The sequence below is a fragment of the Mastigocladopsis repens PCC 10914 genome (genome assembly GCF_000315565.1).
Lineage (GTDB): Bacteria > Cyanobacteriota > Cyanobacteriia > Cyanobacteriales > Nostocaceae > Mastigocladopsis > Mastigocladopsis repens.
On the sequence record NZ_JH992901.1, the window covers coordinates 1,519,570 to 1,542,482 of the forward strand.

Annotated in this window: 18 protein-coding genes and 1 pseudogene; 12 read left to right on the forward strand and 7 right to left on the reverse strand. The window is 44.4% G+C overall.

Annotated elements, in window-relative coordinates:
- Window positions 1-46 precede the first annotated feature (46 nt).
- The 4 genes and pseudogenes from MAS10914_RS0108975 to MAS10914_RS0108995 all read left to right on the forward strand — a co-directional run bounded on the left by MAS10914_RS0108975 (window position 47) and on the right by MAS10914_RS0108995 (window position 5,835).
- A pseudogene (locus tag MAS10914_RS0108975) lies at window positions 47-821 on the forward strand (DUF502 domain-containing protein).
- A 130-nt stretch (window positions 822-951) separates the two neighbouring features.
- Entirely contained in the window at window positions 952-1,602 is a 651-nt protein-coding gene (gene nusB, locus MAS10914_RS0108980; protein ID WP_017315592.1) for a transcription antitermination factor NusB, read from the forward strand.
- Between the two features lie 263 nt (window positions 1,603-1,865).
- Entirely contained in the window at window positions 1,866-3,536 is a 1,671-nt protein-coding gene (gene ftsY / locus MAS10914_RS0108985; protein WP_017315593.1) for a signal recognition particle-docking protein FtsY, read from the forward strand.
- An 895-nt stretch (window positions 3,537-4,431) separates the two neighbouring features.
- Window positions 4,432-5,835, forward strand: a complete 1,404-nt coding sequence (locus tag MAS10914_RS0108995; RefSeq protein ID WP_017315595.1) for a GAF domain-containing SpoIIE family protein phosphatase — start codon at window positions 4,432-4,434, stop codon at window positions 5,833-5,835.
- A gap of 45 nt (window positions 5,836-5,880) precedes the next feature.
- On the opposite strand, the gene MAS10914_RS0109000 is transcribed toward MAS10914_RS0108995, so the two are convergent.
- The gene (locus MAS10914_RS0109000) at window positions 5,881-6,930 is read right to left on the reverse strand and encodes a DUF2278 family protein (protein ID WP_017315596.1); all 1,050 of its coding nucleotides are present in this window, start codon (window positions 6,928-6,930) and stop codon (window positions 5,881-5,883) included.
- A 104-nt stretch (window positions 6,931-7,034) separates the two neighbouring features.
- Here MAS10914_RS0109000 and MAS10914_RS34030 point away from each other — a divergent pair, with 104 nt between their 5' ends.
- The 3 genes from MAS10914_RS34030 to MAS10914_RS0109010 all read left to right on the forward strand — a co-directional run bounded on the left by MAS10914_RS34030 (window position 7,035) and on the right by MAS10914_RS0109010 (window position 8,532).
- Entirely contained in the window at window positions 7,035-7,271 is a 237-nt protein-coding gene (locus MAS10914_RS34030) for a hypothetical protein (protein WP_156818119.1), read from the forward strand.
- A 55-nt stretch (window positions 7,272-7,326) separates the two neighbouring features.
- Window positions 7,327-7,869, forward strand: a complete 543-nt coding sequence (gene psbP / locus MAS10914_RS0109005) for a photosystem II reaction center PsbP (protein WP_026082432.1) — start codon at window positions 7,327-7,329, stop codon at window positions 7,867-7,869.
- A gap of 69 nt (window positions 7,870-7,938) precedes the next feature.
- Complete coding sequence (locus MAS10914_RS0109010; protein WP_017315598.1) at window positions 7,939-8,532, forward strand: Maf family protein; 594 nt, start codon at window positions 7,939-7,941, stop codon at window positions 8,530-8,532.
- 1 nt (window position 8,533) lies between these two features.
- On the opposite strand, the gene MAS10914_RS29865 is transcribed toward MAS10914_RS0109010, so the two are convergent.
- Entirely contained in the window at window positions 8,534-8,971 is a 438-nt protein-coding gene (locus MAS10914_RS29865; protein ID WP_017315599.1) for a cupin domain-containing protein, read from the reverse strand.
- A 118-nt stretch (window positions 8,972-9,089) separates the two neighbouring features.
- Window positions 9,090-9,395 (reverse strand): small RNA NsiR4-regulated ssr1528 family protein, encoded by a 306-nt coding sequence (locus MAS10914_RS0109020; protein ID WP_017315600.1) that lies wholly within the window; start codon window positions 9,393-9,395, stop codon window positions 9,090-9,092.
- A gap of 237 nt (window positions 9,396-9,632) precedes the next feature.
- Here MAS10914_RS0109020 and MAS10914_RS0109025 point away from each other — a divergent pair, with 237 nt between their 5' ends.
- Window positions 9,633-10,019 (forward strand): hypothetical protein, encoded by a 387-nt coding sequence (locus MAS10914_RS0109025; RefSeq protein WP_017315601.1) that lies wholly within the window; start codon window positions 9,633-9,635, stop codon window positions 10,017-10,019.
- A 74-nt stretch (window positions 10,020-10,093) separates the two neighbouring features.
- Here MAS10914_RS0109025 and MAS10914_RS0109030 read toward each other — a convergent pair whose 3' ends face one another.
- The 3 genes from MAS10914_RS0109030 to MAS10914_RS0109040 form a co-directional block, all read right to left on the reverse strand.
- Window positions 10,094-10,348 carry a hypothetical protein gene (locus MAS10914_RS0109030; protein WP_017315602.1) on the reverse strand — a complete coding sequence of 85 codons (255 nt, stop codon included), beginning with the start codon at window positions 10,346-10,348 and terminating at the stop codon, window positions 10,094-10,096.
- Window positions 10,349-10,475: 127 nt separating this feature from the next.
- Window positions 10,476-13,517, reverse strand: a complete 3,042-nt coding sequence (gene ppc, locus MAS10914_RS0109035; RefSeq protein WP_017315603.1) for a phosphoenolpyruvate carboxylase — start codon at window positions 13,515-13,517, stop codon at window positions 10,476-10,478.
- 115 nt (window positions 13,518-13,632) lie between these two features.
- Window positions 13,633-13,857 (reverse strand): hypothetical protein, encoded by a 225-nt coding sequence (locus MAS10914_RS0109040; RefSeq protein ID WP_017315604.1) that lies wholly within the window; start codon window positions 13,855-13,857, stop codon window positions 13,633-13,635.
- Between the two features lie 296 nt (window positions 13,858-14,153).
- Between MAS10914_RS0109040 and MAS10914_RS0109045 the strand changes: the two genes are divergently transcribed.
- The 4 genes from MAS10914_RS0109045 (at window position 14,154) to MAS10914_RS0109060 (ending at window position 22,014) form a co-directional block, all read left to right on the forward strand.
- On the forward strand, window positions 14,154-17,180 hold the full coding sequence (locus tag MAS10914_RS0109045) for a hypothetical protein (RefSeq protein WP_017315605.1): 3,027 nt from the start codon (window positions 14,154-14,156) through the stop codon (window positions 17,178-17,180).
- 97 nt (window positions 17,181-17,277) lie between these two features.
- Window positions 17,278-18,777, forward strand: coding sequence for an MBOAT family O-acyltransferase (locus MAS10914_RS0109050; RefSeq protein ID WP_026082433.1), 1,500 nt, complete (start codon window positions 17,278-17,280; stop codon window positions 18,775-18,777).
- 299 nt (window positions 18,778-19,076) lie between these two features.
- Window positions 19,077-20,159 (forward strand): photosystem II q(b) protein, encoded by a 1,083-nt coding sequence (psbA, locus tag MAS10914_RS0109055; RefSeq protein ID WP_017315607.1) that lies wholly within the window; start codon window positions 19,077-19,079, stop codon window positions 20,157-20,159.
- A 463-nt stretch (window positions 20,160-20,622) separates the two neighbouring features.
- A complete protein-coding gene (locus MAS10914_RS0109060; protein ID WP_017315608.1) occupies window positions 20,623-22,014 on the forward strand; it encodes a malic enzyme-like NAD(P)-binding protein in 1,392 nt (463 codons plus the stop codon).
- A 60-nt stretch (window positions 22,015-22,074) separates the two neighbouring features.
- Here MAS10914_RS0109060 and MAS10914_RS0109065 read toward each other — a convergent pair whose 3' ends face one another.
- Window positions 22,075-22,821: a creatininase family protein gene (locus MAS10914_RS0109065; RefSeq protein ID WP_017315609.1), complete on the reverse strand. Its 747-nt coding sequence runs from the start codon at window positions 22,819-22,821 to the stop codon at window positions 22,075-22,077.
- Window positions 22,822-22,913: the final 92 nt, after the last annotated feature.

The following is a 22,913-nucleotide window of genomic DNA, read 5'->3' on the forward strand; positions in this document are numbered from 1 at the left end:
TCTAAACAGCACAAGACTGTCCTCCCCGGTTGATGAATTTACTAGTATGAGTACCAATAAAAGAAGTTCCACTTGCCTAAAAAAAGGAGAATAGGGGCTTGGCAATCAATCGCTGGAAACAAGACCTCAAAAATGACTTGATTGCTGGGTTATTGGTCGTGATTCCCCTAGCAACTACCATTTGGCTAACAATTACCGTTGCAACTTGGGTCATTAACTTTCTCACCCAAATTCCCAAACAGCTGAATCCATTTCAGGGAATGCATCCCATCTTGGTCAATCTACTTAATCTCTTAGTGGGACTGATGGTACCGCTACTGAGTATTCTGCTGATGGGCTTGATGGCTCGAAATATTGCAGGGCGATGGTTGCTAGATGTGGGAGAGCGGCTGTTGCAGGCAATTCCTTTAGCTGGACAGGTTTACAAAACTCTCAAGCAACTTTTAGAAACACTCTTAAAAGATACTAATGGCAAGTTTCGCCGTGTCATTTTAGTAGAATATCCTCGGCGCGGCATATGGGCGATCGGCTTCGTCACTGGCACCATCAGCAGCGAGATTCAGGCTCAGATGTCTCGTCCGATGTTAAGCGTTTTCATCCCGACAACGCCCAATCCCACTACTGGATGGTATGCAGTCATTCCTGAAGACGAGGTTGTCAACCTGTCATTGTCAATTGAAGATGCCTTTAAAATTGTAGTTTCTGGTGGCATTGTTGCACCTAATACCCCCCTACCTCAGTTGGTGCTCCCTAAAGAGCGCAAAGTAGAAGTCCCACCCCTAGAAGCAAAACGGCAGGTTATTCCTCTTGAAGAAACTTAAAATCAGTAGTCATTAGTCATTAGTCAAGAGTTATTCCCCCATTCCCCTTGTCCCCCTATCCTCGTGCTTCCCCGCTTCCCAACTCATCTAAAATCAAAAATTCTTTCTCACACACCCTTAACTTACTTTTATGCAAGAGCGTAAACCCCGTCAAATCGCTCGGGAATTGGCACTATTAAGCCTAAGCCAACTGCCGATAAACCCTAAGAAATTAGAAAAAATAGCACCAGAGCAACTTGTATCAAAGTTGGTGCTAGCAGCAGTACGCACCCTCAGATCCGAAGTTCAGGATACCCTAGACAATGCGGCTGGCGAACTACAACGCAGTAATGATCGCCTTCTCACTAGCCAAACACGCGCCACTGACCTAAATACTGCCAGAGCAATGGTCAAAGAGGCGATTGTCTACACGCACACGGCAATCAACAAGTTGGCTGCGGCTGTTGAATTTCCTGAACTCATTCAACTAGCTAATCAAGATAGAGAAGTCCGCGAGTACGCCAAAGACATCATCATTGCTGTTAATGAAAACCGAAAAACCATAGACGAGCAGATTGCCAGTGCCCTGGTAGATTGGCAAGTTACTCGCCTAGCTCACATTGACCGGGATATACTACGAATCGCCGTGGCAGAAATGAAGTATCTTCAAGTTCCAGAGAGCGTGACAATTAACGAAGCCGTAGAGCTAGCTAAACGCTACAGTGAAGAAGACAGCCATCGGTTTATTAATGGTGTTCTGCGCCGAGTCACTGACCTGAGAAAGATAGCAAGTACCTCATAGCAAAAAGCTCTAGTTATAAGTGGTCATGCCAAGTCACTTGATTGGTGCTACTCAACCCCTTGCAGTCACTAAAATTTTTCCTTATCTATCTCCCGCTTGCGGGGGATGGGGGTAGGGACGCAATGCCGCCTCGCCCGTACGAGAATACCGGGGGGGATGATAGATGAATTATCTGTGCCAAACATTACCTCAAAAAAGAGTTAAAAGTTGAATTAAACTCATAACTTAGATAAAAACTTAAGTTTTATAACACGCTAGCTGCAATGGTTTTTAATTGGTTCCGCCGTCAACATAACGAGCCTTCTGGTACTCCCTCTGAACAGAAGCAGGAAGAAACTCCTGCTGTAGAAGAACCTCAACCACAACCAGTCGAAACCTCAACGGCAGAAACTGCACCTGAGGTAGCAACTGACCTGCTGGCTTATGCTAAAGCCGCCTACAAGAACATCCAGCAAAGGCAACAATCCCAACCAGCAGAAACGCCAGCAAGTGAGGTAACAGCTGAAGCACCACCAGAAGAACCTCAAACAGAAACGGCACAACCACAACCAGCAGTACAAACACAACAACTCCCAGAAGAAGTTGTTGTGAGTGTGGCTCAAACCACTGTAGAAGAACCAGATAGTACAGATGAACTCAGCACACCACCAGAGGTACCAGTAATTGCCGAAGAGCCAGATGCTGAAAGCTTTATAACGACAGAAAGTGTTGTTCCACTAGAACCCACCGCAGCGCCGATAACACCAGAGGTCACACAGCCAACGGCACCAGCAACATTATCCTTTTTAGAAAGGGCAGCAGCAGAACGACAAGCAAGGCAGGAAAGACTGATAGCCACAGCAATTGAAGTCCCCGAACCAGAGGTTGTACAGCCAGCAACCGCAAGCAGTACTGCCTCAGAGATGGCAGAGGAAATGACTGGACTTGGGTTTGATGAAGGGTTCTTGTGGTCAACAGAAGTTCTGGCGGCACAAGGTAGGCGTCCAGAAGACATTTCTTTTGAAGAAATCACTTGGCTGAAAAAGCTACGGCAAGGCTTAGACAAAACCCGACGTAATATTCTTAACCAACTCAAGGCTATTGTCGGACAAGGTCCGCTTAACGAAGCAGCGGTAACGGAGATTGAGGCATTGCTTTTGCAAGCCGATGTCGGTGTCGAAGCGACAGATTACATTATCAGCACTCTACAGAATAAACTTCGCGAAGAAGTCCTGCCACCAGAGGAGGCTATTGCCTACCTGAAAAGCATCTTGCGAGATATGCTGGATGCACCAGTCAAACAATCCAGCAAGCCTATCTTCGTCCCAGAAAAAGAAACTCTCAACGTTTGGTTAATTACCGGGGTGAATGGCGCTGGGAAAACGACCACCATTGGTAAACTCGCACACCTAGCAAATAAATCCGGCTATAAATCCTTGATTGGTGCAGCGGACACCTTCCGCGCCGCCGCCGTGGAACAAGTAAAGATTTGGGGTGCAAGAAGTGGTGTGGAAGTTATTTCCAATCCTGCCAAGAATGCAGACCCAGCAGCAGTTGTGTTTGACGCCATCTCTGCTGCTACAGCACGAGGAACAGAATTACTTCTGGTGGATACAGCAGGACGACTGCAAAATAAGAAAAATTTGATGGACGAACTCAGTAAAATCCGCCGCATTATTGACAAAAAAGCCCCGGATGCTAAAGTAGAGTCCCTTTTGGTTTTAGATGCAACTTTAGGTCAAAATGGATTGCGGCAAGCTGAGGTGTTTTCTCAAGCGGCACAACTCAGTGGTGTCGTTTTGACTAAGCTTGATAGCACTGCGAAAGGAGGCGTTGCCCTTGCGGTAGTGCAGCAGTTAGGCTTACCCATTCGTTTTATTGGTGCTGGGGAAGGAATTGAAGACCTGCGTCCTTTTTCGAGCTACGAGTTTGTGGAAGCACTCTTAAATGGTTAGCCTTAAAGGTTTGAGTTATTATTTATATTTCCAAAATCATTGAATGTAACAGCACAGAGACTTAATTGGGGAGATGTTCTGCCTTACGGGTGTCTAAGCCTACGCTCAGAACCTGCTTATCCTACAGGTGTCTCCCTGAGTGTTCCTACGGTTATGAATTGGTTGCAGTCAATGATGGTGGTTTGCATTTAAATCCAGTATAAACTGACCCTACCCTTTTCCGTGAGAGTAAGTGGGAGTGAAGAGGGGAAAATACTTCCCCTTCTGATGCTTACCATCAAGGGGGTTGAGGGGGTGAGTTTTCCCTTATCTGCAAACTAAGTGAGAACCGCCATAAGTCAAAATTCCCTGACTTAGAGTTAAGAAATATTCTCTGATGGTAAATTTAATATTTAAAGAGTGATGATTAAAAACAGCAATATATTGTCTAATTTTAGGGTTAAAGGTTGTGATTCATGTTGTTTCTAGATTTAGTGCCCCAGCTTCTACCTCCCATTTTGTTGGTACATTTTTAGCTTTGTAGATGAGGATAAGTCTTTAGAACTCTCAGATTTTGAGGCACAAGCAGCCATTTTTGACACTAAACGCTTTATCTCCCAAAATTTTTATCTATCTAAAGACATATGACAGATATGTCGAAGTATGAGATAGTTGAGGGCTTATTAGCTTCTATCTAAGATAGTTGTTGTTTGTAGGTCGTTTTGTGCTAAAAGCTGTGACTTTAAATTATACATATTTGGAAATTACAAAAGCCAATGAAATACGAAATACTTTTAAAATTTACACCCTACGTTTTTCTACTCTTGCTAAACTGACAAACTTGTCACAACATGGTTTAGCAATGCAAAAACGAAAGTATTTATAAGGAACATAAAACTTGCTGATGTAAATCACAATGGTAACTGTGCCTCAACCACCGTCTCAACCAGCTGACAGTAATAGTGCTGCCCCGACAAAGGAGGTCACTCCAGTTGTGGCACTTAAAGAACTCGTGGCACGGTTGCACCGAGAACAAAATAAAATTCAAGATTTACTGAGTTCTTTGGGATTTGCTCTGCGAAGCTTCAATAATTTGAATCAGTTTTTAGAACTGATTCCGTTGATGGCAACAAGAGTCACAGATGCAGATGGAAGCGCCCTATTTCTATACAAACCTAACGGTCAAGTTAGATTAGAGCAGCTACATTGGCAAGATAGTCGCCAGCGTAAGAATATCCGCAAAGCGCTGGAAACAGCAACCAGTCAAATCGCATATATGCCAAATACCCAGCCTCTAGCAATAACCACGGGTGTGTTAAATGACTATATGCATCGCTGCTTAGGACCAGATACACAAATCTTTGGCACGGCTATTATAGTCAAGAATACAGAACGAGGATGGCTCTATGTTTTGAGTCGCGATCCAGAATACACTTGGACAGAAACTAGACAAAAGTTAGTTCGCTTAGTGGCAGATCAAACGGCTGTAGCAATAGAAAATGATGAACTGGCTGTAGAACTCAGGAAGAAAGAACGCCTAGACCAAGAACTAGAAATTGGCGCAGAAATTCAAAGGCGACTCCTGCCACGTCAATGCCCTAATATTTCAGGTGTAGCCCTTGCCGCACGCTGTAAACCTGCCAATCGTGTTGGCGGAGACTACTACGACTTTATTCCCACAAATCACAATCAAATTCAACCAAACAATAAAGGTAGTTTGGATGCAGATGGTCGTTGGGGTTTGGTGATTGGTGATGTTATGGGCAAAGGAGTCCCAGCAGGACTAATTATGACCATGATGCGGGGAATGTTGCGGGGAGAAGTACTGCATGGTCATGCCCCCAAACGAATTCTGCAAAACTTGAATCGAGTGATGTATGCGGATTTGGAAAATTCCCACCGCTTTGTTACTTTATTTTACTCAGAATACGACCCCCTCACTCGGACTTTGTCTTACAGCAATGCAGCACACAATCCTCCTATATGGTGGCATGCAGTAACGAAAACAGTCACGCGTTTAGATACCTTTGGAATGCTGATTGGTTTAGATGCTAACAGCGAATACGAAGATGCTCAGGCACAGTTAGAGCCTGGTGATATAATTCTTTACTACACAGATGGCTTGACCGATGCAGCTGCAGCAAGCGGCGATCGCTTTGATGAAGAAAACCTCGTGACAGTATTTAACTACGCTTGCAGGATTTTTAGTGAACCGCAGGAAATTCTAGATTATCTATTTGACCAAGTACAGCAATTCATCGGTGCAGATAAGCAAAACACCGATGATATGACATTGGTAGTACTACAAGTGAATAGTTAGTTGTTAGTAGTTAACAAGAACAGACAACTAACAACTAACAACACATCAAAACACAATCATCCAACCCTGCTGTTGGGCATCTTCCTTCGTGTAAGAAACACCGTCAATCTTAATTCCTTTGTCATCAAGAAGGGTGATAATGCCCCCATTATTGGAAAGCTGAATATTTTCTCCACTTAAAGATACTGTGACAACTTCACCAGGTGAGATACTCAACCCATCAAGGCGGTGCTTACGTTTGAGGCTATCAGCAATTGCCCAATTGGTCAAATCAACCTTTTGTGGTGAAGAGTTGATTAAAGTAATAGACTCCTTGCCTGTATCTTCATTGCGAGGATTCACCAAAGCAGCAACGATTTTTACCTGTGCCTTCACCGCCGGAGTACCCGGTTCTACTGGTTCAGTTCCCACCCTCTGATCTATGGCTATGGGATTGCCAGTGCGATCATCAGTGTGGAAGGACTGGGATTGAAATGCAAAAAATGCCGCAACCCAGTGGTCGTGTGAACCTTCAGCAGAGGGATAATGAATCAACAACGCCCCATCTTGGAAAACCCCATTTTCCCTGGCAAAATTCCCACTGTTGCCCTGGTTCATGTGAATATTATGAACGCCTCTTCCCGGTTCAAAGTCGAACACTTTGTCAGGCTTATTTTCTGGTCCCCACGGTTCCCCAAAGGCGTACACAACTGCTTGAGTGTCAATTGCCCGTTGAATGTGCGCGTCAATCAACTCGTTGAGGTCGTTGTTTTCTCCAGGTAAATTGAAGGGCAATGGTTTAAGATTCTCGACTTTAAATAAGTTTGCTCGGATGTAGTCCAGTGCAATTCCCCCAGCCTTTCTCTCTGACTCCTCAATTTCCGTAAAGCCAAAGTCCAATTTATCGAGTTTGTCAGTGATGAAATGTTCAAAATCATCATCGACAAAATAGAACAAATCGAAAGGTTGCTGAACTGATCTGACGTTGATTGCAAGACGATAGGAAAACTGATCGTCCTTCACATGAACTTGATAATGCGGGGTATCTTTATCAAGTTCCTTCTTGCCAGCGATCGCATGACATTTTAAAACACCGTAACCTTTGTCCAAACCCATAAAATCTTTCCTTGTGATTATTTTGTCAGGATTGATTTAGTAACTCAAAGAGTGGCTAATGACAAGACAGGCGCATGGTCTGATGATGGATACAGCTTGTCAGTGTGAAAGGCGAACAATTCTTCGTATTGCAACTCTTTGTGTTCCGTACCTTTAGAGTCATTGGTGTGCGCCAAAACAGCAATAGTATAACCTGTTACACCTGGTTTGTCCTCTCACGTCCTAGTTCCGTGTTATTAACCCAAGTTGCTAGTTACAAAAATGCTTGCTATGGAGTGGCGGTATTGTGCCAGGGGAAAACCAGCGCAGTTCGTAAGTTGTCAGCATACATGGGACAATGAAAACGAGAAATTACGCTTGCCTTGTGTTGCTTCCAGCCTAAAGGAAACTGTAGAAATGTGGAAAAGAATTGTATTGATTTTGCTATTGGTGTTTAGCTTCAGCTTGAGTCATACGGATATCGCGGCTGCTGCTGGCAAAAGCTATGTAGACACTACTGATGGCTATGAGTTCTCATATCCTAACGGCTGGGTGCAAGTTAAAGTTGCCAACGGTCCGGATGTGATCTTCCACGACATAATTCAGGTAACTGAAAATGTTTCTGTAGTCATTAGTCCAGTTCCAGAAGGCAAAACTTTGAAAGATTTAGGGACACCAGGAGAAGTAGGATATAAACTGGGAAAAAACGCCCTAGCGCCTGCAGGTTCTGGTCGCAAAGCTGAATTAGTCAATGCTCAAGAACTGGAATCTAACGGAAAAACATACTATCTCTTAGAGTATGCAATCTCACTTCCTAACAACCAACAACGCCACAACCTTGCTAGTGTCGCTGTCAGTCGTGGCAAACTTTTTACGTTCAACGCTTCTATTCCTGAAAAACGTTGGGGCAAAGTGAAACGATTCATTCAAGAATCCGTGAATTCTTTTTCTGTGTATTAATTATTAGTTACACAGATGCGCTATGGCGCGTCTCTACATTAGCCGTTAACCACTTTCCCCACTCCTCTCATGGGCAATCCACCCTTTGTACTCGCTTCTGCTTCTGTTGCGCGACGCCGTTTACTACAAACAGCTGGAATTGAAGCTTTAGTTTGTCCCAGTGATTTTGATGAGTCGCAAGTCCAAATAAATGAGCCTGCACAATTGGTAAAAATTCTAGCTCAACGCAAGGCAGAAACTGTAGCCCCTCAGTTTGAATCTGCTTTAATTATGGGTTGTGATTCCATTTTGGCTGTTAACGGCGAAATTCATGGCAAACCAGCAGATGCAGACCAAGCACGTCAACGCTGGCAAAAAATGCAAGGTCATTTTGGTGACCTTTACACGGGTCATGCCTTAATTGACCTTTGCCAGAACCGTACTTTGGTTAGGTATCAGGTTACAAGGGTTTACTTTGCTCAACTGAAGCGTAGCACCATTGACGCATATGTCGCCACTGGTGAACCTTTAAAGTGTGCGGGTTCCTTTGCCCTTGAAGGTCGTGGTGGTCTGTTTGTGGAAAAAATTGAAGGTTGCCACAGCAATGTCATTGGACTGAGTTTACCTCTGCTGCGGCAAATGTTAGCAGATTTAGGGTATAATGTAACTGATTTTTGGCAGTAAATTATTTAGAAACTGGGTCTAGGAAGGCAGTCCCTGGCTTTCTCATCTGAAACAATACCAATGTAGCTGGCTCCGTTGAGCTAGGATTCCTAGCACGGACAACGACGTTAATGGGTTCCATAATCGCTTTGCCAGCAGGTACTGTAATTGAAGGCTGCCCTGACTGGAAATCAACGATATACTCACCGCTAATTGTGTAAGCGAATACAGGCGATCCATGTGTATGCCAGATACTGACCTCTCCTGGTGCCATAGTCGCCGCCAGAATTTCGCTTTCTAACACCGATACCTTTGGTATGTCGCTAGTCTTTACGTTGAGAACTTTGGTAGGCTCTGGTGTAAATTGCTTTGCAGGAGTCTGTGCAAATGAGATACCCCAGTACCCAACTCCCAGCATGACAACAAGCAACACTACAAGAAAAACTTGTTTAAGCTTCATTCCTCACACCTTGAGTGAATATAGATAGGACATATTGAAGTATCCACACTTGCTCCCGCAGGGAGACGGCGATTGCATACGTAGCGCAGTGCCCTTTGGGCGATCTCGCCCTTTGGGATCACTTCCCACCATAGAAGAAGGCAATTTCTTTTTCTTTTAAGGCAGCAAAACCAGCGTCTGCCAGCATTTGATTAAGTTCTGCTTGAGGAATGTGTTTTGCTCCAATTCGCACAATGCGGGAACGCATAGTATTGGATACACCACTGCGCTGTCTGTTCGCTTCTAGCGCCATGACTTTGTGATAAAGTTCCAGCTTGTCGGGAGGAATAGGGGAACCGTCAAAATCAATCCCGCGTGCAATCGCTTCATCAATTGCATCAGCACCTTTGGTTGTTTGGTTCTCTTGGTTCATTTCAGTAGTCATGGCAGTTTAGTCTCACCCTTACTAGAGAATTTTACCAGGCAATGTGAACACAAAAGGAGGGGAAGCGAGGAAGTAGGCAAATAGAGCGATAAGGTCAGCAAGTGAGTCATTTTTGACTTTTGTTTTTAGATTTTTGACGACTTTTGAGCATTATTGCTGTATGTTTCGACATACGCTTGTCACTTTTGGAGCTTTTGGTTTAATCTCAAACCAACGGTAAAGCATAATAGTTGCGCTATGTCAGACCCTCACACTCCTCGTAAACAAGACCGTGTCCTAGAAAAAGCTCTAACCAACAAAATTATCGATGATTATTTTGATAGCTCAGAAAGCTGGCTGCGAGCCATTTTGCGGATGTGTATCTTCTCTTTGGGTCATTTGGATGGACAACCCGTATTTGTCGTAGAGTGTCCCAATCAAGCAGTAGCTAAACGGTTGAGTCGAAAAACTTATCCTTTTAGAGGAATTGTCTACTATTTAACTGACAACTTCAATGCTGGCGATCGCTCTCTATTTTGCTACCGGGAGCCTTCTGATGAAACTTGGCGTTGTTTTGACACCAGCACAAACTCTTGGAGAACTTTGAGTCACCGACAAAAGCCAACAGCCCCAACTGATAGTTAATAAAGTTGTTAGTGGTTAGTAGATAGTGGTTAGTAGTACTTTTTAACAACTAACCATTAACCACTATCTACCAATTATTGCCGACTTTGCCGCGTGAGTGAACCCCCAACAAATGCACCCAAGACAGTTCCTGTCCACAGTCCTGTTGTGCTACCTTGCCAAACTGCCCCTGGTGCTACCAAAGCGTTACACATTTCCTTCAAGCCCCAAGCTTGGCTTTGACACTTCTGAGTGTGAAGAGTGAGGGTAATTTGCCCTCCCAGATAACCTCCAGAAAATCCTGACAGCAGAGCTAAAAAGGTGCAAATGAGAGTTCGATTTTTAGTCATTTGTTAGTTGATAGTTGTGCATTGTTCTACTTACGATTAACTACGAACCATTTTTAGTTTAGTCGTTAGTGGTTGATTGCTCTACTACCCATTAACCACTACCAACTACCCACTACCCACTAACATTTCAACCAGTATTCCTCATACCTGCGGCGATACCGTTGATGGTTAACAATGCACCTCGCAACAACTCTCCTTTACTGTAACGAGAGTGAATCACTCCGGATGTCACATGAGTTCGAGCTTGGCGCAGACGCTTGAGGAGGGCAACCTGTATGAATCCTAATGGTACAATTGTACCATTTCGTAACTGCACTGAGCGCTGCAATACAGGGTCTCCATCCAAAAGCCGTTGATGACCGGTGATTTGCAAAACCAAATCCCGTGTCAGATAGAATTCACTGGCAATTTGTTCAAAAACTTTTTCCAAACGGGATTTGTCTTCCGGTTTGGACAATTCCTGAACGTACTGCCGCGCCATTTGTAAGTCTACTTTTGCCAAGGTCATTTCTGCCTTGGAAATCACCATTTTGAAGAAAGGCCACTTGATGTAGAAATAACGTAGCAACTTCAGATGTTCTTCTGGTTCTTCGTTTAAGAATTCTTGCAACGCTGTCCCAACACCGTACCAGGAAGGTAGCAAAAACCGAGTTTGCGTCCAGCTGAACACCCAAGGAATTGCCCGTAGGCTGCTTAAATCTTTCTTACCAGATGGACGACGCGCAGGACGAGAGCTAATTTGTAGCTGGCTAATTTCCTCAATTGGGGTCACTTGGTGGAAGAAGTCAATAAAATCAGGTTGTTCGTAGATCAGGTTACGGTAGTGTGTACGCGATCGCGCTGCTAACTCTTCCATAATTTCATTCCAAGGTTCTATATCATCGAACCCCGTCCGCAACAGGCTAGCTTGAATGACGGCAGAGGTGATAGTTTCCAAGTTATACAGAGCTAAGTCCTGTAAGGAGTATTTGGAAGCCAAAACTTCTCCCTGTTCGGTAATTTTGATCCGTCCATTGATGCTATGACCAGGTTGAGCCAAAATAGCCTCATAAGCTGGACCACCACCGCGTCCAACGGAACCGCCTCGTCCGTGGAAAATCCGCAGATTCACTCCGTATTCTTCTGCGACTTTCTGTAATGATTTTTGAGCTTTATGAATTTCCCAGTTACTGCTTAAAAAACCAGAGTCTTTATTACTGTCAGAATACCCCAGCATCACTTCTTGCAAATTGGGAGTAAGAGGCGATGGCGATTCCGAGGTAGAGGAAGAAGCTTCCCCTACTTTGTATCCTCCTGCTAGTAAGGCGCGATACAAGGGTAATGCAAACAGCTGATGCATGACACTGATTGAGCGTCGCAAATCTTCTACTGTCTCAAACAGGGGAACGACCTGAATCGTGCCAACAGCAGTACCAGGGTCATACAGTCCGGCTTCCTTAGCCAGTAGCAACACTTCCAAGACATCGCTCACCTGGCGACACATACTGATAATGTAAGTTTGGCAGATCTTATAACCAAACTCTTGTTGCAGCGATCGCACAACCCGCAAGGTTTGAATTACATCGTTCGTGTTTTCTGAAAATGGCAGTTCTGCTGGAATTAACGGGCGGCGAGTTTGCAGTTCTCCAACGAGCCAAGCAACTCTGTCGTCTTCTGATAGTTCGTCGTAAGGAACTTTTAAAACTCCCAGGTATTGCAGGATTTCATTTAAAGCATCTGAGTGACGGGATGATTCTTGGCGGATGTCGAGATGCGTTAGGTTAAAACCAAAAATTTCTACCTGACAGATCAGATTTTCCAGTTCTCTACAACTTAAACCGGTTTCTGTCAAGTTGCGTTCAATCAGACGTAGTTCTGCTAAAAACTCTGCTCCTGAGCGGTAAATCGGGATGTTATTGCTCTTGAGCGTTTCTCGTTTATACAGAGCTAGGTTGCGATCGCGAGTATTTTCCAGCCGCTTGAGGACATAAGATAGCTTCAGCCGATATGGTTCTTGGCGAAAGCGCAGAGCCAGTTGGTCATAAACTTCACTCAGCTGAGACTGCTCTAACTCCAGAGATTCCAGCAAGTCTGGTAAAATATCACTCCAGTGCAGCGATAGACTCAACAAGATAATCAACTGCTTTACCGACTTGATGTATTTTTCCAGTACTACGTTGCGCTGATAGCAGGCTGTTTCCCAGGTGATTTCTGGTGTCACTGATGGGTTTCCATCCCTGTCTGCTCCTACCCAAGAGCCAAACCTACAGAAGTTTTTGCTGGGAGGTTCCAACCAGGGAAAAGTGCTAGCTAGTGCATATTTGAAGCGTTTGTACAAGTGGGGAATGGCATCAAATATCACTTCTTGGAAGTAGTGCAAGGCATAGTCTACTTCATCTAATACCGCTGGTTTAAACTGGTGTAGCTCGTCAGTACGCCACCATAGGCGGATTTCTTCAAGCAATTGTTCTCGCAGTTCTTCTGCTTCCCAGGAAGCACCGCCACTTGTAGAGCGCTTTTCCAGTCCATCTAACTGTTGCAACAGATGTACCACTCGCCGCTGCTTATCGCGGATTGTATGACGGACAATTTCTGTTGGGTGAGCTGTGAATACAAGCTGCACGTCTAACTGTGCAATCAGACGTTGAATTTGCTGTGGTGGGACGTTGAGTTTGAATAAATGAGGGAACAAACTAGCAAAAGTCCCTTTTTGTTTGCCGTTGGAGTTAGCTTGCCAACTCTTTGTCAGTAAGTCTGCTCCTAGTCCACTGTTAACAGGATTTTCTGCTTCTTCCTGGTTTGATGAACAGATAAAATCTGGTAGAGTTTCTTGAGTTCCTGGTGTTTCTACCTCATAACGAGTTAATTGCTGTCGTTGTTCGTAGTCCTGCTCTATGATGTTAATCAACTGGAAATACAAAGCAAAAGCACGAGCTGCTCGAATTGCTTCGTTAATGTTGAGCTGTTCTATCAACTTGAATACAGAGGAAGCTTGGTCGTTGGTTGCTTGTCCTTCTGGCGAACACAAATCCTGTAGTTGACGCAACAAGTCTACCATCTTTTGACCACATTCTTGCCTGAGAACAGATTCCCACAATTCTTCCACCACCTGGAGCCGATGGCGCAAAAATAAATCGGAGGCGGGGTAGATATTCACTGCCTGAGTAAAAGAGTATAAAAGGTAACTCATATGCTTGATGCTGATTAAGCAGGTTAATATTTATGATTCTATGTTTTGCATTTTTTAGTTACGGCAATTGTCACAGAATCATAGACTGTGCAAAGTATATTTTTTAGCTTCGTGTTTATTCGTTTTGGTCGGGGAAGTTGAGAATAGGTAGGCGATCGCCTCGAAACAATTCTTCACTTGCTTCTCCGAGTGCTTGTAGGGTTTCTCCGGTGGTTTGTGAGGCTAATAGCAGCAGTAGTATAGACGCTGTACCAACTTGCAACAGCAAAGACTGGGGAATGGTAAACAAAACTAGATTTAATCCAGAGTCAGATGAAGATTGGGGGGTCACAGGTGGCATTGGTATTTCCAGGGAGTTCAAGAATGGGAGGAAAAAAACGCAAAACTAAACAGAAATGATTCGTGGGACTGTACACAATTATCTTTGCCGATTTTACATACGTTATCAGGTAACAAAAGTGTTAAAAAAAACTACATAGTGTGATAATTCTATGGTTCTAGTTTACAAGGGATTGGGGATTGGTGATTCGGGATTAGAAATTGGGAATAATCCTATTACCCAGTACCCAGTACTCAATCGCTTGATAATTCAAGACACTATCCCCCAACATTCGCTTCCTGTAAAGTCAACTTCCCATGAAAACAGAATTACCAGAACGCCAAAAATCTATCGTGCAGTGGGTAAGCCAAGCAACAGGGATTAGCACTTTCGGGGTGAAAGTCCGGTTGCGGGGAAACGACCTACACATTCTTTGTGAAGGTCCAAAATGTCCTCAGCGTTGGCGAACTCTGTCTGACTTGCTGCGCGCACTACAGCAAACAGATTTAGATGTCCTGACTAGCATTGAGCAACCCGCGATTTACCAAGTCTTTGTTTACGGACGGAAAAAAGGGGAAATTCGACCCAAATGGTGTCATAAGGTTTACCTTAATCAACTTGGTCGGCATTTAGAACAGGTGGATCAAGCCCTGCTAGAAGACGAGGAAAAATCCAAAAAAGTTGCTGGGGCGCTGATTGTTTCTAACGAAAGTTTGGCACGCCAAGGACACCCAGAAGCGATCGCTCGCTATCTGAGTGAAACGCTGAGTACCTTTGGTATAGCTGTACAAGTTAAAGTCATCAAGAAGCCCACAGGAAACAATCCGAAAAATGAAAGTCGCTTGTGGATCTTTTGTGAGTCGAGTTATAGTCCTGATCCATCATTAATCGCCGAACCAGTAGCCCAGAAATTACGGCATCTTAAGCTTTCCGGCTACCAAGATGCTGTCATTGCTTCGCGAGTCAGTGGTGAAAGCAGGGTAGATTGGCTAATCAGGGTGGATCTGACACCATCCGAGGTCATGCTGAAAGAATGGGCGCGCTGGGGAGATGTGCAAGCGCTGTCAAGATTGTTAAGTGAAACCTTGTCAGAGTCGAAAGTGGTTGTGGAAGCAACTTTCAAAGAATCAACACTACATATATTTTGTACCCCAGCTTCTGATCCATTAGGAACTGCCCCAGCACCAGATAAGGAACAGTGTTTAGGAATCATACAACCCCTTTTGGAAGCAATTGCTCCCCAAGGTATTATTGCCGCCACAGTATACGGGCAAAAAACAACAGACAACAAACCTACATGGGTTGATTGGTTATCCTTACCTGCGAAGGAACATTCGGCTTTTGCACCATCAGCCTTAGAGTTGGCGACTTCTGGTGATGAACCGGCTATTATTTTTTTACTTGAGCGTTTGCTCAACCCTGACCTAGATTCGCGTCTGGTAACGGGAGGTATTCGCGTACTCCTGCTTCGCAAAGAGGATGTACTACACATAATGTGTGATGCACCTGTTTGTCCAGCACGCAGACAAATTGCGTCCAAAGTGACTCAGTTTGTGCGGCAGTTGAAAATTTCTGGAATTGCGGGTGTGCGTGTCTACGGTCGTCGTTCTGGCAACAAGGAACCTTTTTGGCACTACGGCGTCGATTATGAGCACCGCCAACGTTTGGTACCAGAAGTAACTCCAGAATTTGCCGCAACCTCTACCCACGTTCGCGAGCTTTTACCCTCTGAGACTGACGAGCCAGTGCTGCGCCCCGACTTAACCACTGAGGAAATTCACACTTTTGTCACCCAAGTGGCTCAGGATTGGAGTGCATCTGTAAGAAAGTTTCTTTTGGGAACGCAGCTATTTACTGATAGGGAACAGTCACAGGAGGTCGGCGGAGGTTCTCAAGGACTTAGGGTTGCCTTAATCTGGGGGACTTTAGGATTATTGCTCACCTTACAAACCGATTGGGTTTTGGGTAAAATTATAGCCCGCACAATACCTCCAACACCCACCGTTGCTGGGGTTTCGCCCAAATCGTTCTCTACTATGAGAGCATCGTATACTTCTGAAGCTGACCAGAAACAGAGAACTGCCTTTTTTACGAGTACTTCTGGAGAAAAATCTCCTAAACATGGGAATCCTGTCTTCAATGCTTCTGGATTTACACAAGCAGATAATACCCAGCCAGGAAATTTGTCAGCCTCACCGTTGAAGCAAAAGGCAACACCAACTGCCATTCTTTTAGCAGCACGTTCTCACCACGCGGGAGCATCGTCAACGCAGATACCAAGTTTCAATGCTCGCCAGTTAGATGAACAGCTAGCGCTCTACAAACAGCGCCTCGCAAAAACTGGTCATCCGCCTGATGTATTAATTATTGGCTCTTCCCGCGCTCTGCGGGGAATAGATCCTGTAGCTCTTTCCAATTCTTTGGCGACTCCAGGTTCTCCTAATATCGATGTGTTTAACTTTGGCATTAATGGTGCTACAGCACAAGTCGTCGATTTTATTGTGCGTCGAGTTCTTGAGCCATCAGAACTGCCAAAACTTATTATTTGGGCAGATGGTTCCCGTGCTTTTAATAGCGGTCGAGAGGATATGACCTTTAGAACGATCGCTGCATCAGCTGGATATAGATACTTGTTAGAAAAATCACCAGGAAAAAGAACTTATACCGACACGAGTAGTAGCACAGAACAGAAAACAACAAATGGGGAAACCCAGCAAGGTAGCAGCAGCTATCAAGCTGTAGATGATTGGTTAAATGAAGGTCTAGCTGCTTTATCTGCTAGCTATCAAAAGCGCGACCATCTTAAAAATCTCTTGAAGCAACAATTCAAATCTTTGCCTATTATTGGCGATACTACCCAAGCTGGCACTAAAAAATCAAATAGCATCAATCCAGAAGAAGATGCTTCACAGCAAGCAGTTGACTTTGATGGATTCCTTCCTCTTTCTATTCGCTTCCAGCCTGCTACATACTATCAAAAACATCCTAAAGTCTCTGGGAACGACGACAACGACTACAAATCTTTCCGACTCCAAGGTGAACAAGATACTGCTGTGCAAGCACTACTTGAATTTACCCAGTCTCAGAAAATTGCCTTGGTCTTTGTCAATATGCCTCTTTCAGTCTATTATTTAGACTCAGTACGCTCAAAATATGAGCAAGAATTTCAACAGTATATGCTGGGTTTGGCTCACAATCCAAACTTTATTTACCGAGACTTAAGTCAACTATGGCCCCAGGCAAATGACTACTTTTCTGACCCCAGCCACCTCAACCGCTACGGTGCCTATAAAGTCTCGCAAAAGCTTGCTAATGACCCTATGATTCCTTGGTTTAGCAAATAAATTATGAATTGTGAATGATGAATTATGAATGTTGAATTAAGATAGTGTTCCAGTTTCATAATTCATCATTCATACTTTTTTTACTAATAACTAAAACATGAACTTTATATCAATTCTATACGGGCTGTTCTTGCTAAGTGTGCTAGGAATTTACTGGTCTGTAGCACAGCAAAGATTGCGGCTAATGACATTGCTGATTGCTAGTCTTGTGTTCTATGCATCTTTGCAAGCTCATTACATTCCATTGCTATTAGCACTTACTTTTATAAACTTTCGCTTGGGACGAGAAATCGATGAAAATACCTCACCAAAACCTCATAGTTTAAACTGGCAGCTTAACAACGAAGAGTGGCAGTCTGCTCAAATTGATTGGAATCGGCGCCGTCTCAAGCTTTTGTGGCTGGGTATAGTTTTGAATGTTTTTTTACTACTAGGTTTCAAATACTTGCCGCCTTTATTAAGGTCGGTTTTGCCCGGTATAGCAACCTCATCTGCTGACTCTTTTAAAGTGATTGCACCTTTAGGAATTTCATTTTTCACCTTTGAGTGCATTGCCTATTTAGTTGATGTCTATCGTGGTGCGCCGGCTACTCAGGAGTTTCTCCAATTTGCCGCCTACAAATTTTTCTTTGCCAAACTCATTTCAGGTCCAATTACTCGTTTCCACAACTTAGCGAATCAATTTAAAAATCTTCGCTTGCTAACTCCTGATATTGTGGCAGAGGGACTATGGCTGATTGCAAGGGGTGCAGTCAAAAAAGGTATTTTGGCAGATCACTTAGGAGTTTTTGTTGATTTATGTTTTGGCAATTTGCAAAGGGCGGGTAGTGGTGATTTATGGTTAGCAACTTTTGCCTACGGCTTCCAGTTGTATTTGGATTTTAGTGGTTACGTAGACATTGCCCGTGGTAGTGCTTTGCTATTTGGATTAGTATTACCTGAAAATTTTGACTTTCCCTACTTCAGCACCAGTATTGCTGACTTTTGGCGGCGCTGGCACATAACTCTGGGAGATTGGTTGCGTAATTACCTGTACTTTCCTTTGGGTGGTTCCCGTCAAGGATTAGATCGCACCTGTCTTAATTTAATGATTATCATGCTGATTGCGGGTATTTGGCACGGAGCCGCTTTGGGTTTCCTTGTCTGGGGCGCATTTCATGGGTTAGCTTTAGCCGTTCATCGAGTCACTGATGCTATCAGCGATCGCTTTGAGGATTGGGAAAATTTCTGGCAACAGCCTCTGGGTATATTTTTGGCTTGGCTGCTGACGCAGTTTATGGTTTTCACCTCTTGGATCTGGTTCCGCCTACCGAGCCTTGCAGAATCTTCTTTAGTCTTTCAGCATCTTTGGGGTTTTCCTGGGGATGAGCAATTTGCTCAAAAGGTGTACGTCGATGCCCTAAATAGAAGCCCATACCAACTGGCAATGTTACTAGTGGTTTTGGCGACTCTCATGGCTATAGTTTACGCCTTTAATCGCACACTTAAGTTGCAGTTCAACTGGTCCGTAAAGCTTGTTTTCGTGCCTTTGTGTTTCTACAGTGTTTGGTTACTTGCTCCCGAAGGCAGCTTGCCTTACATATATTTTGACTTCTAGTTGAGATTGGCTATGGGGTATGGGGAAGCCAGCAGCGTGTGCAGGTGTCCTCCATTGCAACTGGCGTTTTGAAGTGTAGGGGAAGCGGGGTGTTTTAGAGCATAGCCAACGCACCTGTAGGTTAAAGTGCTGTTTCTACAATTAACTTAACGCTTTGATACAAAACTCCAAATTATAACAAATAATTAAGTACATAGTTCAACGTTCAGTGAATTCATGTAAATTTTAAGTAGAACAGGTAAATCATTGAATTACCTGTTTAATTTAATAACAAAAAATTCACAGCACTCATAAAAACTATGACTACAACCTTACAACGTCGCGAAAGCGGTAACGTATGGGAGCGGTTCTGTGAGTGGATTACCAGCACTGAAAACCGCCTGTATATCGGTTGGTTCGGTGTGCTGATGATTCCTACTCTGTTAGCCGCGACAACCTGCTTTATCATTGCATTCATCGCTGCACCTCCAGTAGACATCGATGGTATCCGCGAGCCTGTTGCAGGTTCTTTAATCTACGGCAACAACATCATTTCTGGTGCGGTTGTTCCTTCTTCCAATGCGATCGGTTTGCACTTCTACCCCATCTGGGAAGCAGCTTCCCTCGATGAGTGGTTGTACAACGGTGGTCCATACCAGTTAGTGGTATTCCACTTCCTGATCGGTTGCTTCTGCTACTTAGGTCGTCAGTGGGAGTTATCTTACCGCTTAGGTATGCGCCCCTGGATCTGCGTAGCATACTCTGCTCCTTTAGCTTCTGCTACCGCAGTATTTCTAATTTACCCCATCGGACAAGGTTCCTTCTCTGATGGTATGCCCCTAGGTATCAGCGGTACCTTCAACTTCATGTTGGTGTTCCAAGCTGAACACAACATCCTGATGCACCCCTTCCACCAGCTTGGTGTAGCAGGTGTATTCGGTGGTGCCCTATTCAGTGCAATGCACGGTTCCTTGGTGACTTCTTCCTTGGTACGTGAAACAACCGAAACCGAATCTCAGAACTACGGTTACAAGTTTGGTCAAGAACAAGAGACCTACAACATTGTAGCTGCACACGGTTACTTCGGTCGTCTGATCTTCCAATACGCATCCTTCAACAACAGCCGCTCCTTGCACTTCTTCCTAGCTGCATGGCCTGTAGTTGGTATCTGGTTAACCGCTTTGGGTATCAGCACCATGGCGTTCAACCTCAACGGATTCAACTTCAACTCCAGCGTCATTGACTCTCAAGGTCGCGTGATTGGCACCTGGGCGGACGTTCTCAACCGGGCTAACCTGGGTATGGAAGTGATGCACGAGCGCAACGCTCACAACTTCCCCCTCGACTTGGCAAGCGGCGAAGCTGCTCCTGTTGCTTTATCGGCTCCTGCTATCAACGGCTAATTTTAGGCTAATTTTAAATAATCCACAGACGTGATGTATCGCGTCTCTAGAAGTGGAAAGCGTCTTTCTCAAGTAAGAAGGGCGCTTTTTAGTTTGACTACATAATTAAGAAGAACTCAGTAGTCCTCAGCTAGGAACTCAGTTGGGCATCCCCATGAATAAATGCGCGCTTATTTAAACAAGGACGCCGTATTCCTCTTATGATTCTAAGTACTGAGTACTGAGTACTGTGTTCTGAGTTCTGAGTTCTTTCTTCGGTCACAATTTTTATTAAAATTAAACAAATTAAATATTGTTCAAACTCGCACCATCTCCAAAACGATAAACTCATTAGTCTCAACGGTTACAATGACTAAGTTTTGGATGGTTTACAGTAGATGGTTTTAGATTTTAGGGTTTAACTAGAATTTAACCCATCAATTGCATCTAAAATCTAAAATCTAAAATCCACAATCAATAAAGCATGCCAAACCTCACCCCTAATTCTAGTTTTAGCTTGACACTCCGCTTGGAGATTCCCAATCGCGTCGGAATGTTGGCTAACGTAACCAAGGCTATAGCAACTAGTGGCGGTAATTTTGGTCAAATTGATTTAATCGAGCAAACAAGAGCTGTTTCTATTCGTGATATCACTGTCGATGCAGCAAGCACCGACCACGCTGAGACAATTGTGCAAGCAGTGAAAGCGGTGCCAGATATTAAGGTGTTGAATGTGTACGATCGCACCTTTAATTTGCATCGCGGTGGTAAAATCAGCATTGCCAGCAGAATTCCTTTAAGAAGTGTGTCGGATTTGGCAATGGCTTACACACCTGGAGTCGGACGCATCTGTACGGCGATCGCTCAAAATCCCGAAGAAGTTTACAACTTAACCATTAAACAAAACACTGTTGCTATTGTTACCGATGGCAGTGCTGTTTTGGGATTGGGAAATCTTGGTCCAGCAGCAGCCCTACCAGTCATGGAAGGTAAAGCTATGCTGTTTAAGGAATTCGCCGGGATTGATGCCTTTCCCATCTGCCTTGCAACTCAAGATACAGATGAGATTGTCCGGACAGTAAAAAATCTTGCTCCTGTATTTGGGGGTGTGAATTTAGAGGATATCGCTGCTCCTCGCTGCTTTGAAATTGAAGCCAAGCTACGGCAGGAATTAGATATCCCCGTTTTTCACGATGACCAACATGGGACAGCGATTGTCACGTTAGCAGCGTTGTTTAACGCCCTGAAGCTGATACACAAATCAATAGCAGATATCCGCATTGTCATTAACGGTGCAGGGGCTGCTGGGGTAGCAGTCGCCCGGTTACTCAAGAAAGCAGGGGCAGAAAAAATTTGGATGTGCGATTCCAAAGGGATTATTTCCACCAGTCGCACTGACTTAACACAGGAAAAGCGGGAATTTGCTGTTAAGGCTCAAGGAACTTTAGCGGGTGCAATGCAAGGCGCAGATGTATTTATCGGTCTCTCAGCACCTGGGGTTTTAACACCAGAAATGGTGCGTTCAATGGCAAAAGATCCAATCGTGTTTGCAATGGCAAATCCAATACCCGAAATTCAGCCAGAATTAATCAAAAACGATGTTGCAGTCATGGCAACAGGTCGCAGTGACTACCCAAATCAAATCAACAACGTGCTAGCTTTTCCTGGGGTTTTTCGTGGTGCTTTGGATTGTCGGGCGGCAACGATTACTACCACAATGTATCTAGAAGCAGCCAGTGCGATCGCATCCTTAATCAAACCTTCAGACCTTGACAAAGAACACATCATTCCTTCTGTGTTTGACGAGCGCGTGGTGACTGCTGTTGCTGGTGCTGTGCAACGCGCAGCACGTCAAGAAGGTATCGCTGATAGTTGATTGACTCCATAAAAGTAGAGACGCGCCATGGCGCGTCTCTACAAAGTTTTGTTAGGAAATTCAATCCGCGTTCAAAAACTCCAAATACCCATTACTAAGTTCTTTCACCGCCAACTCATAAAACTGCTGACCGTGTTCGGGTGTTGCCAAAGCAGGATTTGATCCCATTCTGCCATCTGGATATTTTTGACGGAAGTCAGCAGCACCATAAATTCTGTGTCCAGTACCAACTTCTGGAGAAAGGGGTGTTTGCTTAATCGCCTCTGGATATACATATTGAGTCACAGCTACTTCGCTGGGCGTTGCATGGGAACCTTCTTGATTACCGTATAATTCCTTTGCCAACTGGTAAACTGAACCGCACATGAACCAGTTAGCAACTTGACATTGCACCCGTTGGGCGTTGGGAATTTGTAAATCTTCTAAGTGAGCGTATGTTTCGGAAAATGCCGCTTTGAGAGTAGCAATGTTACCACCGTGTCCGTTGATAAAGTAAAACTTGGTAAAACCAGATTTTGCTAAACAGGTAATGTAATCTCGCAGCAGTTGAATCATGGTGCTGGGGCGCAGACTTATTGTACCAGGAAATGCGGTGTGGTGTAACGCCATCCCTACATTAATTGTGGGGCCAACCACTGCTTGAGTTGCTTCACCCACACCACGGGCGATCGCTTCTGCACAAATCGCATCTGTGCCAATTAATCCCGTCGGTCCGTGTTGTTCTGTCGAACCAATAGGGAGAATAATACCTTGAGACTGCTGGAGATAAGTCTCAACTTCCTGCCAGGTGCTTAAATGCAATAACATTTTTTATCAGCGTCCTTATCAAGATGGCACCTCTTTAAGGATAGATTACGAATGCTGAATTATGAATTATGGCAATAGTCTTTGTCCCATAA